Source organism: Novosphingobium sp. FG90 (genome assembly GCF_057808725.1).
The window spans coordinates 1-17,934 of sequence record NZ_JBMDIO010000017.1 but is presented as its reverse complement, the minus strand read 5'-3'; the positions used below and the strand labels follow the sequence as shown (position 1 = coordinate 17,934).

Sequence of the window (17,934 nt, the reverse complement as noted above, 5' to 3'; positions counted from 1 at the left end):
GGCCGCGAAATGAAGCATACGAGGTCCGCCACTTGTCCCTGACACTGCTTGCCGCCGCCGCTCAGGCGCCAGAGCCCATCTACTGGGTCAATCTCGGCCTCAAGAACTACCTGTTCCGCATCGGCAGTTTCGAGCTGCGCTGGTACTCGCTGGCCTATCTGGCGGGCATCGTGCTGGGTTACTGGCACCTCAGCCGCATGATCCGCGAGCCCGGCGCGCCGATGGCGCAGCGCCATGCCGACGACCTGTTCTTCTACTGCACCGTCGGCATCATCCTTGGCGGACGCCTCGGCTATGCGACCTTCTACACCGGCGGCGGCTCCGACATCCCGAGCCTGTGGCTGCACCCGGCCGAACTGGTGAAGCTGTGGCACGGCGGCATGAGCTTCCACGGGGGCCTCATCGGGGTGATGCTGGCGATGGCCTGGGTTTCCTGGCGCAACCAGCTCAGCCTGATCCGCGTGGCGGACTTCGTGTCGGTATGCGTGCCCTTCGGCATGATGTTCGGGCGCCTCGCCAACTTCGTGAACGGCGAACTGTGGGGCCGCGTCGTCTCCGGTCCGCTGCCCTGGGCGATGGTCTTCCCCGACGCCGGGCCGCTGCCGCGCCACCCCAGCCAGCTTTACGAAGCCGGGCTCGAGGGCCTGCTGATGATCATCGTCATGCTCACGCTCTACTGGAAGACCCGCGCGCGCTTCCGGCCCGGCCTGCTGGTCGGCGTCTTCACCACCGGCATCGCCTCGGCCCGCTTCATCGTCGAGTTCTTCCGCGAGCCTGACGCCCAGCTCCAGCGCTTCGCGCAGGTCACCGGCCTGTCGATGGGCCAGTGGCTGACGATCCCGCTGATCCTGCTCGGCCTGTTCCTGATCGCCCGTGCGCTGACCAAGCCCGAACTTTCGACCCGGCGTCCGATCGAGATCACCTGATGAGCGAAGAGTCGCTTTCGGCCGTCTTCCGGCGGCTGATCGCCAATTACGGGCCGATTTCGCTCCAGCAGTACATGGGCGAATCGAACGCCCGCTATTACTCCGGCAAGGACCCGCTGGGCGGCGCGGGCGATTTCGTCACCGCGCCCGAGATCAGCCAGATGTTCGGCGAACTGATCGGCCTGTGGCTGACCGATATCTGGATGCGCGTGGGCGCTCCGACAAAGGTGCACTACGTCGAACTCGGCCCCGGTCGCGGCACTCTGGCGCGCGATGCGCTGCGGGTCATGCGCAAGCAGGGACTGAGCCCCGAGGTCCATCTCGTCGAAGGCTCCGAGGCCCTGCGCGCCGAGCAGCGCAAGGCAGTGCCCGATGCGCAGTGGCACGCCGACATGGACAGCCTGCCCACCGACGGCCCGCTGCTGCTGGTCGGCAACGAGTTCCTCGACGCGCTCCCGGTGCGCCAGATGGTGAAGACGACGGCGGGCTGGCGCGAGCGCATGGTCGGCCTCGAAGGCCACCGTTTCGTGCCGGTTGCAGGCGATCGCCCGATGGATGCGGCGGTCCCCGAGTACCTCCTCAACGCGCCCGAACAGACCCTGATCGAGACCTGCCCCGGCGCGGCCGCCGTAGTCGACGAGATCGCCCGCCGCCTTCAGGGGCAGGGCGGGACGGCGCTGCTGATCGACTACGGTTATGTTGAAGAGCGCACCGGCTCGACCCTGCAGGCGATCCGCGCGCACGCTAAGGTCGATCCCTTCGCGCATCCCGGTGAGGCGGATATCACCTGCCTCGTCGATTTCGCGACGATGGCCGAAGTCGCCGTCGCGGGCGGTGCGCGCCATCTCGGCACGGTGACGCAAGGGGCGTTCCTGCGCGCGCTCGGAATCGAAACGCGCGCCGCGCAACTTTGCGCGGTTGCACCGCAACAATCTTCTGCCATAAACTCCGACAAGGATCGACTGATCGACGAGGGGCAGATGGGGGAATTGTTCAAGGTCATGGGGCTGGCCGCGCAGAGTTGGCCAAACGGCGCAGGCTTCTGATGGCCAGCGTGGCAAAGTCCATCGCGCCCGATCGGCTGGAGAAGCTGCTCGGGGCACTGGCGCTCGTCATGTTGGGGTTTGTCGCCGTCGCGGTGCTCAAGGGCATAGCGGAATGGGCGAACATTCCAGGCGTCATCTGGCTGCACCTGTTCACGATCGTCGTCGCTCTGGCGCTGACGCCGGTGCTGCTGTGGAAGCGGCGCGGCACGCCCGGCCATCGCGCGCTCGGCTATGCCTGGGCGGCGGCGATGTTCCTCACCGCCGTAGACAGCCTGTTCGTGACCACGAAGCCGGGCCATTTCACCGTGATCCATATCCTTTCGGTCTTCACCATCGTCATGGTGCCGGTGCTGGTGCTCGCCGCGCGCAAGGGCAACGTCGCGCGCCATCGCCGCACCGTGCGCGGTCTGATCATCGGCGCGCTGCTGATCGCGGGCTTCTTCACCTTCCCGTTCAACCGGCTGCTGGGGCACTGGCTGTTCAGCTGAATGCGGCGAAGCCGTTCGTCGATGGGCCGATGTCGCTTGTCGATTGCAAACCGGCCGCTCACGGATAGTCTGGCATCGCCAAGCGGTTACGCTCCCGGCTTCTCCTGCCGGGGCGTATCAACAGGGACACATCCGGGAGCACCATCGCCATGAGACTCGGCACCGTTCGTCGCGCCGTTCTGCTAGCCGCCGCCTCGCTGGCGGTCCTCTCCGCTCCGCCCGTGCTGGCGGCTCCCAAAATCGCTACCGCTCCGGCGCCCGCAAAGACACAAGTGCCGGTCCAGTACCACAAGCTCGCCAACGGCCTGAAGGTGGTGATCTCGCCCGACCATTCGGTGCCCACCGCCACTGTCGGCGTCTATTACGGCATCGGTTTCCGCATCGAGCCCAAAGACCGCACCGGCTTCGCGCACCTGTTCGAGCACATGATGTTCCAGGGCTCGAAGAACCTCGGCAAGGCGGAGTTCATCGGCCTCGTCAACGCCAACGGCGGCGTCCTCAACGGCTCCACCCGGTTCGACTTCACGAACTACTACGAGGCGATCCCGAGCAACACGACCGAGACGTTCCTGTGGGCCGAGGCGGACCGCATGAAGGGTCTCGACATCACGCAGGACAACCTGACCAACCAGCAGGGCGTCGTGAAGAACGAGGTCAAGGTCAACGTCATCAACCAGCCCTACGGCGGTTTCCCGTGGCTCGACCTGCCGCAGCTGGCGAACACGAACTGGTACAACGCGCATAATTTCTATGGCGATCTCAAGGAGATCGACGCGGCGACGCTGACCGACGTGCAGGCGTTCTTCAAGGACTACTACGCGCCCAACAATGCGGTGCTGGTCGTCGCGGGCGACGTCGACCCGAAGCAGGTCATGGCCTGGACCGAGAAGTATTTCGGGCCGATCCCGGCCTCGGGCGCACTCAAGTTCCCGGACATTTCCGAGCCGCGCCAGATGGCGGAAAAGCGCTCCGAAAAGACCGACCTGCTGGCACCGCAGCCGGCGCTGGCATGGGCCTACCATGTCCCGCCTAAGCACACGCCCGAGTGGGCGGCGATGCGGTTGATCGACCTCATGCTGATCCAGGGCGCGGACAGTCGGCTGACGCGCGTGCTGGTCAACCAGAAAGGCTATTCGGGCAATGTCTCGGGCGGGATCAACTGGCCGCTCGGCAGCGCCTACGACTATAATGGTCCGATGCTGTGGTCGGCGTTCCTGATCCACGGGCCGGAAGTGACCGACGACGCCATCCTCGCCGACATCGATGCGGTGGTGAAGGACCTGCAAGACAACCTCGTCGCCCCGGCCGAGCTTGCCCGTGCCAAGACCAAGGCACGCTCGGAAATCTACGATACCGTGGGCGACGGCTATCGCTTCGGGCTGGTCAACCTGCTGGCCAGCTTCGCCTTGTTCGACGACAATCCGGGGCGGATCAACCGGATGGAGGCGGAGATCGAGAAGGTCACCCCCGACCTCATCCGCAAGACTGCGCGCGAATACCTGCGTTCGACCAACCGTACCGTGATCAGCCTGAAGCCCGGCGCCGCCGCCGCGGCTCCGGCGGCCGCGAAGTGAGGGAGGGCATCATGATCCGGAATCTTCTCCTCTGTGCCACTGCGCTGGCGCTGACCGCCGCTCCTGCTTTGGCAAAGGAAGCGCCGCCCGCCCCGGCCGCGCCCAAACCCTTCGCGCTGCCGCCGCTGACCGAATTCACGCTTGCCAACGGCATGAAGGTGACGATGGCGCAGCACGGTAACGTGCCCAAGGTCACGATCGTCGCCAGCGTACGCACCGGCAATATCGATGACGGCCAGAACGTCTGGCTCGCCGACCTCACCGGCGCCTTGATGCAGAAGGGCGCAGGGGGGCGCGACGCCTCGCAGCTGGCCGAGGCGGCCGCCGGTATGGGCGGTTCGCTGGCGTTGTCGACCGGGCTCGATTCCAGTTCGGCTATGATAGACGTACTGGGCGAATCGACGCCCGATGCCGTCGCCCTCGTCGCCGACCTGCTCCAGCGCCCCGACTTCAAGGCCGAGGAACTGGAGAAGGTCCGCGCCGACATGCTGCGGGGCCTGATGGTGGCCAAGTCCACCCCCGGCTCGATCGCGTCCGAGGCGTTTTCGGCGGCGCTTTACCCTGAGCATCCCTATGGCCGCACCTTCCCGACGCCGCAGCAGCTCTCGGGCTACACGCTGGAGCAGATCAAGGCGTTCCATGCCGCCAACTTCGGCGCCGCGCGCACGCACCTCTACATCGTCGGGCGCTTCGACCCGGCGACGGTGCGCGCGGCGGTCGAGAAGGCGTTCGGCGGCTGGGCGCCGGGCGCTGCGCCCACTGCACTGCCCGTGCCCGCCGAGCCCGCGCCCAAGGTGATGCTGATCGACCGCCCCGGCGCGCCGCAATCGACCGTGTGGATCGGCAAGCGCGTGGCCAAGCCCGGCTACGACATGGATTTCCGCGCCACCAACACGCTGCTCGGCGGCTATTTTTCCTCGCGCATCACCCGCAACATCCGCGAGGATAAGGGCTATACCTATTCGCCCAGCGCCTCGCTGTCGCAGCGGGTGCAGGGGGCGTTCTGGGTCGAAGACGCGGACATCACCGCCGAATCGACCGGGCCTGCGATCACCGAGATCTACAAGGAGATCCGGCGCATGCAGGACACCCTGCCGACCGATGCCGAAGTGCAGGGCATCCGCAACTACATGAACGGGACCTTCGTGCTCGGCCTGTCCTCGCGCGATGGGCTGGCCGGGTCGCTGGCGAACCTCGACGTGCAGGGGCTGGGGGTGGACTACCTCAATGGCTACGTCGGCCGGGCGAGTGCGCTCAAGGCGGCGGATTTCCAGACCGCCGCGAAGCGCGAGCTGCCGGTTGACAAGCTGAGCGTGGTGATCGTCGGCCCGCTGGAGAGCGTGCGCCCGCAGCTTGAGAAGGTGCCGGAGATCGCGGCGAAACTGCCGAAGAAGTAAGTTCGAGGCGTCTCGGATTTCCGGGACGCCTCCCTCACCTCGTCATTGCTTCGCTACGCTCGCAATGACGAGGCGAGGGAGGGACGACTACCCGCCCGCCTTCTCCGCCAGCAGGGCGGGCGTAAGCACCTGAGGCAGCGTTTCGGCCCGTCCGTCGCGGCCATACCAGACGTAGAGGGGAACCCCCGCCGCGCCCTGCTCGGTCAGGTAGCGGGTGATTGCCGGATCGCGCCGTGTCCAGTCGCCGCGCAGCACCACGACCCCGGCCTTTTCGAATGCGACCTGTGTATCGAGGCGCTCGATCGCGGCGGCCTCGTTGACCTTGCAGGTGAGGCACCAGTCGGCTGTCATCCACACGAAGACCGGCTTGCCGCTTGCGCGCGCCTTCGCCAGCGCTTCGGGGGAGAAAGGCATGGCCTTGATGACCGAGGCTTCCTCCTGCGCCTGCGGGCGCGGTTCGGGCATCGTCAGCACGCCGATCGCGAGTACCGCTAGCGTCGCGAAAGCAGGCATGAGCGCGCGTTTCCCGGAGCGTTGCGCGCGTCCAACGAGGCCCAGCAGCGCCAGCACCAGCGCCGCGAGCGCCGCGACGTAGGCGAGCGACGCCGAGCCACCGAGGCGCCAGATCAGCCACCCCAGCGCCAGCGCCGTCAGCCCCATTGGCACTGCCATGACCCTCCGGAACGTCACCATCCACTTGCCCGGTCGGGGCAGCCGCGCGCGCAGGGCGGGCACGAAGGCGACGGCAAGGAACGGCCATGCGATGCCAAGGCCCAGCGTCGCGAACAGCGTCATCGCGGGCACGACCGGCAGCAGCAGCGCCGCGCCCATTGCGCTCGCCATGAACGGGCCGGTGCAGGGCGTCGCCACGAAAGCGGCGAGCAGGCCGGTCGCGAAGGCCCCCTGCGGAGAGCCTGCCGAGGCGAAGCCGGGGACGGAAAACTCGAACAGGCCCAGCAGGTTGGCGGTGATCGCCACCGCCAGCGCGAAGAGAGCCACGACGACGACCGGCTCCTGCAACTGGAACGCCCAGCCGACCTGCTCGCCGCCCGCCCGCAGCGCTAGCAGCACCGCGCCGAGGCCGAGGCAGGCGAGGATCACGCCCGCCGCATAGGCGAGGCCTTCGATCCGCGCATGGGCCTCGCTCTCCCCGGCGCGGGCGAGGCTGAGGGCCTTGAGCGAAAGGATCGGGAAGACGCAGGGCATCACGTTGAGCAGCAAGCCGCCCGCCAGCGCCGCCAGCAGCAGCCAGGGCAAGGCGGGGAGCTTGGGCGCTTCGCTTCCCGCGAGCATGGTGCCGCCGCTCGGCACCGGGCCGGGTCTGGCGGTCAGGGCGATGCCGTTGCCTGCCGCATCGAGGCGCAGGACGGCGTCGATTCCCTCGGCATTCTGCGGGGCGAAGCGGGCGCGGGGGATCGTCACCAGCAGCATGTCCCCCTTGCGCGAGAAGGCTTGCGGGGCGGCGTAGTCGATCAGCTTGTCTTGCTGCACGAAGAGGTGCGGGGCCTCCAGCGGGACCGACGCCGGGAGCGGGATGGCGATGCGCAACACCTTGTCATTCAAGGAAAAAGCGGCCGGAGCATCGAGCGGCGCGGGCAGGCGCTGGGTCCATGTGTCGAAGCGCGGATCGTGGGGGGCGTCAGGGGCGATCTCGGCCCTGAGTTCGGCGCGTTCGGGGACGCAGATCTGCTCGGTACAGGCCAGCCACTGGGCCTTCACATGCACGGGAATCCGCCCTTTTCCGGCGGGCACGGTGACCGGGACCAGCACCGCGTACTCGCTTTCGTAGACGTGGTTCATCAGCCCCTGAACCACCAGCGTCTGCGGCACCGGATAGCGCGGTTCTCCCGTTTTCACGCCCTCAGGCACGTCCCATGACAGTTGCATGCCGAGGCCCGCATCGCCCGGATTCAGCCAGTATCCGTGCCATCCCGCCTCGGGCGTCATGCGGATGGCGAGGGTGGTCTTGCCATCCTTCACCGGCCCCGCGAGCAATTCCGCCGCAATGTGTGTGGGGGCTTGTGGCGGCGCTGCATGAGCGGGCACCCAAAGGGACACAACGGCACCTAGCAGCACCATGAGATGACACAGAACTGTCACAGGCAGTCGGTAGCGGCGCTTTTGCATGGTGCTCCGTGGGGCTTGGCGAGTCTTGCGCCGGGTCGACGATCGCGTCATCGCAGCATCTGCATCCAACGCTCGGACTTTTCAAGGAACCTCCCCGATGCGCCTGCCGCTCTCCTCGCTAGTCGTCGCTCTTGCGCTCGGCGCTTCCGCTCCCGTCTTCGCGCAGGAGGCCGCTCCGGCCCCGGCGGCTCCCCAGAGCCCCCCGAAGCTGATCGTCGCGATCTCGGTCGACCAGTATTCGTCGGACCTGTTCCAGCAATATCGCGAGCGCTATTCCAAGGGCCTCAATCGTCTGCTGCAGGGCGCCGTGTTCCCCTCGGGCTTCCAGTCGCACGCCGCGACCGAGACCTGCCCCGGCCACTCCACCCTGCTGACCGGCGTGCACCCCAACCGCACCGGCATCCTCGCCAACAGTTGGTACGTCCCGGGCATCGGCCGCGAGGACAAGGAGGTCTACTGTTCGGAGGACGAGACCAACCCCGCCAGCAATTCGCAGGACTCGGTCATCAGCCCGATGCACCTCAAGGCGCCGACGCTGGGCGATCTGCTCAAGGCGAAGAACCCCGCCACCCTCAACGTCGCGGTTTCCGCCAAGGACCGCGCGGTGGTGATGATGAGCGGCCATACCTCGGACGCCGCCTACTGGATCAAGGGCAAGGGCTTCGTCACCTATGACGACCGCAAGCTCTCCGCCGCCGCTATGGCCGAGAACGCCGCGATCGCCAAGGCCGTCGAGGCGGGCGACGGCGACCTTCCGGTGCCGGGCTGGTGCGCGCCTTACGACCACGCGGTCAACCTCGGCAGCTTCTCGATCGGCACCTTCCGCTTCGCCAACAAGGCGGGCGACTACAAGTCCTACCTCAATGGCCCGCGCGTCGACGACGTGACCACCGACATGGCGATCCGCCTGCTCGACGAGATGCCGCTGGGCAAGGACGACGTGCCCGACGTGCTCTCGGTCAGCTATTCGGCGAACGACAAGGTCGGCCACGCCTTCGGCACCGAGGGCGTCGAGATGTGCATCCAGCAGAACGTTCTGGACGCGACCATCGGCCGCCTGCTTGCCGCGCTCGACGCGCGCGGGATCGACTATGCGGTGGTGCTCAGCGCCGACCACGGCGGCATCGACGCGCCCGAGCGCCTGAAGCTGCAGGGCGTGCCCGAGGCCAGCCGCCTCGACCCCTCGCTGACCGACAAGGGCCTCTCCGCCTCGGTTTCGAAGGCGACCGGCATCGTGCCCAAGGACGGGCCGCTGCTCTACGGTGCGGGCGCTTCGGGCGACATCTGGCTGAACGCGGGACTGACGGCGGCGCAGCGCAAGAAGGTCATTGCCACGCTCATGACGCAACTCAAGGCCAATCCGCAGATTTCGGGCGCCTACACCGCCGACGAACTCGCGAAGGTGAAGGTCCCCGCCGGGCACCCGCAGGACTGGACGCTGATCGAGCGCGTCGCCGCCTCGTTCGTGCCGGGCCGTTCGGGCGAGGTGCTGATGATGACGAAGCGCGCGGTCGTTCCCGGCGTCGCTCCGCGTCCCGGCAGCGCCTCGACCCACGGCAGTCCGTGGGACTACGACCGCCGCGTACCGATGCTGTTCTGGCGCAAGGGCCTGACCACCATGGAGCAGCCCCAGCCGGTCGAGACGGTGGACATCGCGCCGACCCTCGCCGCGCTCGTCGGCCTCACCGAGCCTGCAGGCACGTGGGACGGAAGGTGCCTCGACATCTACGCCGGGGAGGCCGATAGCTGCTCGCGATGAGCGACTCGAATACCGTTAGCACGGCGCCGGAAAGGCGCGACCTGATCATCTTGGGCGGCGGTCTCGTCGGCATGACGCTGGCGCTCGCCGCTGCCCGGGCGGGCATCACCGCCCATGTGGTCGACCGCGCCGACCCGGCCGATCTGGTGGCCGAAGGCGCGGACGGCCGCGCCTCGGCGATCTCGACCGCGAGCTGGAACCTGTTCACCAACATCGGCCTCGCGCCGGCGCTGGAGAAGCTGGGCTGCCCGATCGCCTCGATCGCGGTGACCGACGGCATGAAGCCCGGCCGCATCGACTTCACGCCCAAGGCCGAGGAAGGTTCTCTGGGCCGCATGTTCGCCAACCGCGACTTGCGCATCGCCCTGTTCGATGCGGCGCGGCAGGAGCCGAACATCGCCTGGCACGTCCGTACCGAGGCCGTGCGTAAGGATCGCGGCGCTCACGGGGTCGAGGTGGAACTCTCGGACGGGCAGGTGATCCGGGGCTCGCTGCTGGTCGCGGCGGAAGGCCGCCAGTCGCCTACCCGCGACGAGGCGGGCTTCGCGCTCGCGAAGTGGGAATACAATCACCGCGCTTTCGTGACTGGGCTGTTCCATGAAAAGCCGCATGACGGCACCGCCTGGGAAATATTCTACCCGGCGGGGCCTTTCGCGCTGCTGCCGCTGCTCGACGATGCGCAAGGGCGCCACCGCAGTGCGCTGGTCTGGACCGTGGCGGAAAAGGATGCGGCGGGCGTCATCGCCATGCCCGATGCCATGTTCGTGAACGAAGTGTTCGAGCGCATGCACGGCATCTTCGGCAAGATCGAGCTGTCGGCCCCGCGCATGAGCTATCCCTTGCGCTTTCACCACGCCGGGCGCGTGGTCGAGGAGCGGCTGGCGGTGATCGGTGATGCTGCCCACGGCATGCACCCGATCGCCGGGCAGGGCCTGAACCTGGGCCTGCGCGACGTCGGCGCGCTGGTGGAAGTGCTGGTGGAAGGCATGCGCCTCGGCCTCGAACCCGGCGATGCGCAGATGCTGGCGCGCTACGAGAAGTGGCGCAGCCTCGACAGCCTGATGGTGATGGCCGCGACCGATGGGCTGACCCGCCTGTTCGGCATTCCCGGCCGGACGGCCAGCGCCGTGCGCCGCCTCGGCATGGGCGCGGTGCAGCGCACCCCGCTGCTCAAGCGCTTCTTCATGGATGAGGCACGCGGCATGTCGGGCAAGCTGCCGGAACTGCTGCAGGCCTGACCTTCGCGAAAAGGGCGAAGGGTGGGGGAAAGCACGGCGCCGCGCCCAACGGCGTGATCTGGAAAGAAAGTCGTCGCCATTCTTGTATGATCGGAGATAATCAAACCGACGTCGATACAAGGAATAGCGAGCATGACCGGCAAAGTGAGCCTGCTGACCCGGGTGGACCGGATCGGCGATCTGCGTGCGATAGAGGCTATCGCGCGCAATGGGAGCCTCACCGCTGCTGCGCAGGAACTGGGCATTTCGCTGACGGCGATCTCCAAGCGCCTGGGCCGGATCGAAGAGGCCATCGGCGCCCGCCTGGCGCAGCGCAGCACCCGCCATCTCAATTTGACCGAGGAAGGAGAGCGCTTCCTCGAAATATGCCGCACGGTCCTCGACGCCATCGACGCAGCCGAGGATATGGACATGCGCCGACCGCAGGGGCTGGTGCGGGTCAGCGCGGCGGGGCCTTTTCCCAGCGTCAGATCGCCCCGCGCCTGGGGGATTTCATTGAGGCATTCCCGGGCGTGTCGGTACAGGTTCTGTCGAACAACCAGTTGATCGATCTGGTGAAGCACAAGGTCGATGTCGCGTTTCGGCAGGCGCCGCTCGACAACAGCAGCTACATCACCAGGACGATCGGCCCGGACGCGGAATTCCTGTGTGCTTCTCCGGCCTATGTGGAGCGGTTCGGCATGCCCGGCCATCCGCAGGATTTGCGAAACCACCGATGCATGACGACCGGCGATCCGGCGCCGCGCAGCTGGACGCTCTATCGTGGTGACGAGACTTTCGTCGCGCCGCTGACCAGCTTCATAGGCGCGACGGACGGCGAAGTGCCCCACGTCGCTGCGCTTCAGGGCCACGGCATCGCCATGAAATCCAGCTGGGACGTCATCGACGACATCCGCGAGGGGCGTCTGGTGCGTATCCTGCCCGATTGGTGGGGACGTCCACGGACCTTGCGGGTGGTCTACCCCGTGCGCTCGCACCAGCCTCGCCGTATCCAGGCTTTTGTCCGGTTCATGGAAGGCGAACTGCGTGCGGCAGCGGCAGCGGCTGAACATCTCGGCATCTTCATGACGACCACCGGCTGATGCCGAAGCAACCGCAGCCGGCCCATCCGGCCAACCCCTGAGGGGGCCGCAAACGCCCGGGGTCGTCGACGGACCCTTGCCGGCGAGGCAAGGGTGTCTTTCGGCCGATCACGGTTCCGTGTGGGTGAGCGGTGAGCGCGCCTTCATCGCCTTGCGAGCCGTGGCCGCCTGACCTTCCGTAACCGCGGGGGCCGCATTGCCGAAGGCATTGCGCACATACGTCAGGACCGCAGCCATATCGGCATCGCTCAGCTTCCACGCGAAGGACGGCATGCCTCCGGTTGTCGGGTTCGTTGCGGTTCCCGCGCCGCGCCCACCGGTCATCAGGACATGCAGCTGGCTTGAGGGATCTGCGGCCAGCTGAGCGGGGTTGCTGCGGAAGCCGACGGCGAGCCCGGGCAGTCCCTCACCTTGCTGGCCATGACATGCGGTACAGTTCACCTGGTATACGTGGCGCCCGCGCATCATCACGGGATCGGTCTGCGCGATCGGTTGCGGAGGCTTCGCGCCGGAGCCGGGCAGCGATCGCAGGTAGGCGACCATCGCCGCATTGTCCCGGGGCGTCAGATGCTGGGTCGAATGCTCGACCGCTTCGGCCATCGGACCCGCAGCGATCGCCTGGTGGTTCCAGCCCTGCTGCAGATAGGCGACCGACTGTTCGGCAGTCCAACCGCCGATACCGCGATAGTCGTTGCCGGTAATCTCGGGCGCGTGCCAGCCCTGCAGGGTGCCCCCTTCGAGGTAGGCGCTGCTGTCGCCGCCGAGGAGGTTCTTGGCGGTATGGCAGCTTGCGCAATGGCCCGGACCGTCGACAAGATATCGACCCCGCTCCATCTGCGCGCTTTCACCCTGACGCCGCGCGAATCCGCTGTTCTCGAAGAACAGCAGGTTCCAGCCCATCATCAGCTGACGCACGTTGAACGGGAACGGCAGGCCATTGGCCTTCACCCTGGCGGCATCAGGCTTGATCGTCGCCATGTAGGCCCAGAGATCATGGACGTCCTGGTCGGACAGCCTGGCGTAGGCCGGATAGGGCATGGCCGGGTACAGGAAGTTCAACGTTCCGGGCTTGCGGCCATGACGAAGCGCGTTGAAGAAATCGCGCTCCGTCCACGTCCCGATACCGGCGTCGCGATCGGGCGTGATGTTCGTCGATACCAGCGTGCCGAAAGGCGTTTGCAGGCTGTAGCCGCCAGCGTAAGTCGCCCCCTTCTGCTCGAAGTTGGTGTGGCAGGCCGCGCAGTCGGACGCGATCGCGACGTAGCGCCCGCGCGCCACGGCAGCCGCATCCGGCTTGCTGATATCCGCAAGCTGTACGCGGTCATCCGCCACGCTGGAGCGCGACAAGTCGTTGTTGATGGCAAGGGCTCGTCCGGCAACGACGGCAAGCAGCACGCCCGCGCATCCGGCGAGCATGGTGGCGCGGCGGTGGCGCGCGGCAAAACGCATGAGCCGCTTCATGCCGTCACCAGCGGTGCGGGCGAGCGCACGTAATCGTTGATTATCGCGTGCGCGGACCAGAGAGCCAGCGCCCCGACCGTACCCGTCGGATTGTAGCCACCATTGTTCGGGAAGGCCGACGCGCCCATCACGAAGACATTGTGAACGTCCCAGCTCTGCAGGTAGCGATTGAGCGCGCTGGTGTTCGGATCGTCGCCGATCACCGCACCGCCGATCGTGTGGCTCGAGCGTTGCTCGTAAGGGGAATTGCGCCCGGCCGCCGAGCTGTACATCTCGACCTTCGTGGCGCCGGCTTGCCTGGCGATGTCGGCAGCCTTGCCGGAGATGAATTGCGCCATGCGGCGATCGTTACCGTTATAGTCGAAAGTGACGCGCAGCAGCGGCTGGCCATGGCGGTCACGATAAGTGGGGTCGAGGTCGAGGAACACGTCGCGGTGCGGCATGCTCGTCCCCTGGCCCATGATCGGCGAGTAGGTCTGGTAGGCGTCGCGGAAGCCTTCCTTCCATCCCGCGCCCCAGCGCGGCGTGCCTTTGGGCAACGCGCCCGCCAAACCGATCGGCCGACCATTGGTGCTGTTCACCAGGATCCCTGCGCCGCCGATGAAGTCGACATCGCTGTGATCGAAATTGTCGGCGTTGAACTCGTCGATCTGGAGGCCCAGCGCGCCGGCGCCGATATAGGGGTTCAGGCGATCATTGCCGAACCATGCGTCGGCGCCGGACATGGTCTGGTAGCTGTAGTTGCGCCCGACTACGCCCTTGCCGGTCTTGTGGTCATACGGCGTGCCGATGCCGGAGAGCAGCAACAGGCGCACATTATCCATCTGATAAGCCGAGATGACGACGATATCGGCCGGTTGTTCCCATTGCGAACCGTCGCTGGTCACGAAAGTCACGCCGGTCGCGGTCTTGCCATCGGGTGCCTTGTTGACGCGCAGCACTTCGGCATTGGCGATGATCTGGAAGTTGTCGCGCTTGGTTAGAGCCGGAAGGATGCAGGCCTGGGGGCTGGACTTGGACCAGTTGCCGCAGCCGAAGAACTCGCAATAGCCGCAGTAGGTGCAAGGTCCCATGCGGACCCCCAGCGGATTGGTATAGGCCTCGGAGATGTTGCCCGCAGGGATCGGAAACGGCTTGTAGCCCATTTCCTTTGTCGCCTTCTCGAACAGGTCCATCAACTGCGTGTTCTTCAGCGCGGGCGTGGGATACTCGCCCGAGCGCGGCCCCTCGAAGGGGTTGCCGCGCGGCATGATCCTGCCCTCGATGTTGCCTGCCGTGCCGGACGTTCCTGCCAGTGCTTCGAAGCGGGCGTAATAGGGCGCCAGGTCATCGTATGTAAGGCCCCAGTCCTGAAGCTGCAGACCGTCCTCGATCTTCCCGCGGCCGTACCGTTCGATAGTGCGGCTGTGGACCTGGAAGTCCCAGGGATTGAAGCGCCAGGTCATACCTGCCCAGTGCGTGCCCGCACCGCCGACGTTCCATCCGAACTGGTAGGCACTGTAGTCGCGGACCGGCAAGGCCCGTTCACCGGGCGTGTTGCGGAAAGTCAGCGCTTCGACGGCAGGGGGCTGCAGCATCCCGCGCCGCGTGCCCCAGCGCAGTTCGTCGGTATCGACCGCCGGCGGGAAGTCCGTCGCGGTGTCGCGCCAGGCGCCACGTTCGATCGCGACGACATTGAGGCCGGCACGAGTGAGTTCTTCGGCCATGATCGAACCGGACCAGCCCAGTCCGACGATGACCGCATCGACTTTGTTACGGCGGTTCATGCGTTACGCTCCGGATCGAGAAGGCTGACAGGTTCGATGGCGAGTTTTTCGCCGCGCTTGTCGATCACGTCGCGGAAGTCATAGCGAGCGCCTGGAAAGCCGATCATCTTCCAGCCGGCCATGTCCCTGTTGCCGCCGTACAGGGGATCGGCAAGGAAGCCCTCACGCACGTTGGCGAGCATCAGTTCGAAAAAGGCGCGCGAATCGCCCGCCTTGCCGAGGTCCGCGCTACCGCCCTCAAGTTCGTGAAGCATCGCGTCCTGTTGCGCGCCATCGAGATCGGCGAAGGCGGCCCCGTGGCGCTGGCGGGCCAAGGCGTCGAGCCCGGCAAGACCGGAGCGATAGCGTTCGGCAGGCGTGGCGGGATGCTGCCACCCCTGTTCCGGCGTGCCCGGCATGAAAGGGCCGCTGCGATAGGTCGCGGATGCCTTGCCGAAGGGGCCGGCCAACTGGCGATCGAGGAACTCCACGCAGCCGCACTGGGTTGCGGAAGGCGACAGGGCATCGGCCGGGATGAGCCGGTCGAAGACAGCGGAGACAGCCCGCTTCTCGGTCGCGGTGAGGTAGCCGCCCTGGCCAGGGTCGGGAACCGCATCTGGCGAGAGATCGGTAGAACCGGGGAAGATCGTGACGAGCTGTGCCCACACGGCCTTGCTCGCCGCGGCCATCAAGACGAATACCGATCCATATGCGACGAGCGACCGCCGCGTTATCCCGGCGATCCAGCGCCCGTGACCATGCCATTTATCCATGACGCCCTGTAGCATCGCGAAGAGGCGAGATTATCGCGAAGCAGGCAAGTCTATCTGAATGGTACGGCTATAGTTCTGCCCAAGGCATTGTAAAACCTGATGTTGGCAGGATTCCCGCCGATGAAGATTTCAGAACTCGCGGCGCAGCTCGACCAGCAATGTACGAGGACGGCCGACAAAGGCTCCGCGAATCTCGTCAAGGGTCGATACCGCATAAGTACGGTCGAAGATGTTCTCGACGCGCAGCATGACCTCCGCGAAGCCGAGGCCCTTGGTGATGCTGCCGTCGAAGACCGTGTACGACCTGATCTCGTTACCCCGGCGATCGGCCTGGCGGGAGACGTAATTGCCGCCCATGGCCACTGCCAGATCCCACGCGGGGACCTGATAGCGGGACCAGAGCCCGGCTTGATGACGCGGCGCATTGGGAAAGCGGATTCCGAACGAGCTGTCGATCACTTCGCCGGGCACGCTTCGGGTGATGCGCGCGTCGTTGTAGGCGTAGTTTGCCGTCACCACCCAGTTCGGGGTCACGTCAGCGGCGAGCGTGAATTCGACGCCCTTGCTGGTCACTTCACCCAGCGGACGAAGCTGTTCTTCGCCATTCACCGGCGGGATATCGGGATCGGCCTGAAGGATGTTGTTGCGGACGATCCGGTACAGGGCAACCGATGGCTGCAGTCGCCCTCCCAGCAGCATGCCCTTGGCACCGATCTCGAACTGACGGCTGGCGACCGGCGCAAAGGGACCTCCCACGGCAGCGGTCTGGGAACCCGGGTCCTGCGGCTCGAAGCTCTGCGAATAGCTGCCGTATATGGAGAGGTCCGATACCGGCTTGATCACCGTACCGACCCGCCAGCTTAGCCGGTCGCCGGAGGTCACCGGCTCGCCGATATCGCGATCGTCGAACCAGTCCTGGCGCAGGCCGCCCACCAGGATGATGCGGCCGAACGCCATCTGGTGCTGCGCATAGATGCCGTAACGATGGGCAGCCGCATCGCTGAAATCGCGGCGCCCGGCGGTAAGGTCGTAGCTCGCGACAGGCACGACGCCATAGACCGGGGTCCGCAGCGACAATGTCGGTACGCCGACGCGAGTGCGCTGCCCGAGCGACCACAAGCTCTGCCAGTACCAGTCGCCGCCCAGCGAGGTCGTATGCTCGACCGCGCCGGTCCTGAAAGTCGCGGACATATTGCCGGAGAAGGTGAGACCCTGGATATCGCGGTGCTGGCGACGGAATTCGCGCGAGATGGCATCGACGACCCCATCCCGGTCGGTATCGAGGCGGCCGACCGGATCGTGGAAGTCCTGATCTTCCTTGTAACGGAACCAGCGGGTAGCCACGTTGGCGGTGATCGCGCTGGAGAAGCGATGGTCCAGTCGTGCTTGCGCCACGGTCCCGTTCAGTTTCGTGAAGTCCCCGGCTTCGTTATGATTCCAGCTGCGCGAAGCGAGAAAGTCGCCATCGGAACTCGTGGGGATGCCGCGCAGACGGTTGCCGGGAAGCTTCTGGCGGAAATGCGTCAGCTGTACGATCAGCTTGGTTTCGGGAGCGAGGCGAATGCCGAGCCCGCCGTCCAGCATGGTCGATTCATTGCGGGTGAATCGCTGCACGGTGTCATAGCGCTCGTAGAACGCGCCAAGGCGGCCGGTAAGCGTGCCCGACGATTCCAGCGCGCCGGTGATCTCCCCCGAGGCACCCAGCCGATCATAAGTGCCGGTCATCACCCGGACGTTCGCCGCGAACTGTTCGGAAGGCTTCTTCGTCACATAGTTGATCATGCCCCCTGGCGCACTGGCGCCGTACAGCATGCCGACCGGCCCCTTCAGAAACTCCACCCGTTCAACGCCGAACAGGCTGGGCACGGAAAAGCTCTGGAAGGGATCGCCGCGGAGCCCATCGTAGAAAATGCCGTCCTGGCGAAAGCCGCGATAGGTGACGGTCGCATATTGGTTCTGCGTCACGCCGGCGACGTTGCGATACAGATCCGTGATGTCGCGGGCGCCCTGGTCGCTGATGAGGTCAGCGGTGATGACCTGCAGCGATTGCGGGATGTCCATTGGGTCGGCCGCGATCCTGCCGATCTCGGTGTCGGTTACCCGATAGCGTTTCTCTGCCCGTCCGCTGACGATGATGTCGTCCTCTGCCTCCGTTTGGGCTTGAGCCATTGCAGGTGCCGGTACGACGAACGCAGATACGAGCAGAAGATGTTGCGGCTTCACGGATGTCCCCTGTGCAGGGCCATGATGCAAACCGGCCTAGCCTGTTTTATTCACGAAGGCGGGTGATAGGGTTGGCGGGAGTGGCGTAAGCGATT

General features: G+C 66.2%; 14 protein-coding genes. 9 read left to right on the top strand and 5 right to left on the bottom strand.

The window, feature by feature from the left end:
• The first annotated feature begins 32 nt into the window (after positions 1-32).
• The 5 genes from lgt to ACODRZ_RS15460 all read left to right on the top strand — a co-directional run bounded on the left by lgt (position 33) and on the right by ACODRZ_RS15460 (position 5,431).
• Positions 33-926 carry a prolipoprotein diacylglyceryl transferase gene (gene lgt, locus ACODRZ_RS15480; RefSeq protein WP_488971789.1) on the top strand — a complete coding sequence of 298 codons (894 nt, stop codon included), beginning with the start codon at positions 33-35 and terminating at the stop codon, positions 924-926.
• A complete protein-coding gene (locus tag ACODRZ_RS15475; protein ID WP_488971790.1) occupies positions 926-1,972 on the top strand; it encodes a class I SAM-dependent methyltransferase in 1,047 nt (348 codons plus the stop codon). Before lgt ends, ACODRZ_RS15475 begins: the two co-directional genes overlap by 1 nt.
• Positions 1,972-2,460: a DUF2306 domain-containing protein gene (locus tag ACODRZ_RS15470; protein ID WP_488971791.1), complete on the top strand. Its 489-nt coding sequence runs from the start codon at positions 1,972-1,974 to the stop codon at positions 2,458-2,460. Before ACODRZ_RS15475 ends, ACODRZ_RS15470 begins: the two co-directional genes overlap by 1 nt.
• 149 nt (positions 2,461-2,609) lie before the next feature.
• Positions 2,610-4,034, top strand: coding sequence for a M16 family metallopeptidase (locus ACODRZ_RS15465; RefSeq protein ID WP_488971792.1), 1,425 nt, complete (start codon positions 2,610-2,612; stop codon positions 4,032-4,034).
• Between the two features lie 11 nt (positions 4,035-4,045).
• Positions 4,046-5,431 carry a M16 family metallopeptidase gene (locus ACODRZ_RS15460; RefSeq protein ID WP_488971793.1) on the top strand — a complete coding sequence of 462 codons (1,386 nt, stop codon included), beginning with the start codon at positions 4,046-4,048 and terminating at the stop codon, positions 5,429-5,431.
• 87 nt (positions 5,432-5,518) lie between these two features.
• Here the strand turns inward: ACODRZ_RS15460 and ACODRZ_RS15455 are convergent, their stop codons facing one another.
• Positions 5,519-7,558 carry a protein-disulfide reductase DsbD family protein gene (locus ACODRZ_RS15455; protein ID WP_488971794.1) on the bottom strand — a complete coding sequence of 680 codons (2,040 nt, stop codon included), beginning with the start codon at positions 7,556-7,558 and terminating at the stop codon, positions 5,519-5,521.
• A gap of 97 nt (positions 7,559-7,655) precedes the next feature.
• On the opposite strand from ACODRZ_RS15455, the gene ACODRZ_RS15450 reads away from it, so the two are divergent.
• The 4 genes from ACODRZ_RS15450 (at position 7,656) to ACODRZ_RS15435 (ending at position 11,637) form a co-directional block, all read left to right on the top strand.
• On the top strand, positions 7,656-9,317 hold the full coding sequence (locus tag ACODRZ_RS15450) for an alkaline phosphatase family protein (protein ID WP_488971795.1): 1,662 nt from the start codon (positions 7,656-7,658) through the stop codon (positions 9,315-9,317).
• Complete coding sequence (locus ACODRZ_RS15445) at positions 9,314-10,555, top strand: FAD-dependent monooxygenase (protein ID WP_488971796.1); 1,242 nt, start codon at positions 9,314-9,316, stop codon at positions 10,553-10,555. Before ACODRZ_RS15450 ends, ACODRZ_RS15445 begins: the two co-directional genes overlap by 4 nt.
• A gap of 132 nt (positions 10,556-10,687) precedes the next feature.
• A complete protein-coding gene (locus tag ACODRZ_RS15440; RefSeq protein ID WP_488971797.1) occupies positions 10,688-11,101 on the top strand; it encodes a LysR family transcriptional regulator in 414 nt (137 codons plus the stop codon).
• The gene (locus ACODRZ_RS15435) at positions 11,068-11,637 is read left to right on the top strand and encodes a substrate binding domain-containing protein (RefSeq protein ID WP_488971798.1); all 570 of its coding nucleotides are present in this window, start codon (positions 11,068-11,070) and stop codon (positions 11,635-11,637) included. The genes ACODRZ_RS15440 and ACODRZ_RS15435 overlap by 34 nt, the downstream gene beginning before the upstream one ends.
• A gap of 108 nt (positions 11,638-11,745) precedes the next feature.
• Here ACODRZ_RS15435 and ACODRZ_RS15430 read toward each other — a convergent pair whose 3' ends face one another.
• The 4 genes from ACODRZ_RS15430 to ACODRZ_RS15415 all read right to left on the bottom strand — a co-directional run bounded on the left by ACODRZ_RS15430 (position 11,746) and on the right by ACODRZ_RS15415 (position 17,785).
• The gene (locus ACODRZ_RS15430) at positions 11,746-13,098 is read right to left on the bottom strand and encodes a c-type cytochrome (protein WP_488971799.1); all 1,353 of its coding nucleotides are present in this window, start codon (positions 13,096-13,098) and stop codon (positions 11,746-11,748) included.
• Positions 13,095-14,864, bottom strand: a complete 1,770-nt coding sequence (locus ACODRZ_RS15425) for a GMC family oxidoreductase (RefSeq protein WP_488971800.1) — start codon at positions 14,862-14,864, stop codon at positions 13,095-13,097. Before ACODRZ_RS15425 ends, ACODRZ_RS15430 begins: the two co-directional genes overlap by 4 nt.
• Positions 14,861-15,616 carry a gluconate 2-dehydrogenase subunit 3 family protein gene (locus ACODRZ_RS15420; RefSeq protein ID WP_488986212.1) on the bottom strand — a complete coding sequence of 252 codons (756 nt, stop codon included), beginning with the start codon at positions 15,614-15,616 and terminating at the stop codon, positions 14,861-14,863. The genes ACODRZ_RS15425 and ACODRZ_RS15420 overlap by 4 nt, the downstream gene beginning before the upstream one ends.
• A gap of 129 nt (positions 15,617-15,745) precedes the next feature.
• Complete coding sequence (locus tag ACODRZ_RS15415; protein WP_488971802.1) at positions 15,746-17,785, bottom strand: TonB-dependent siderophore receptor; 2,040 nt, start codon at positions 17,783-17,785, stop codon at positions 15,746-15,748.
• Positions 17,786-17,934 lie beyond the last annotated feature (149 nt).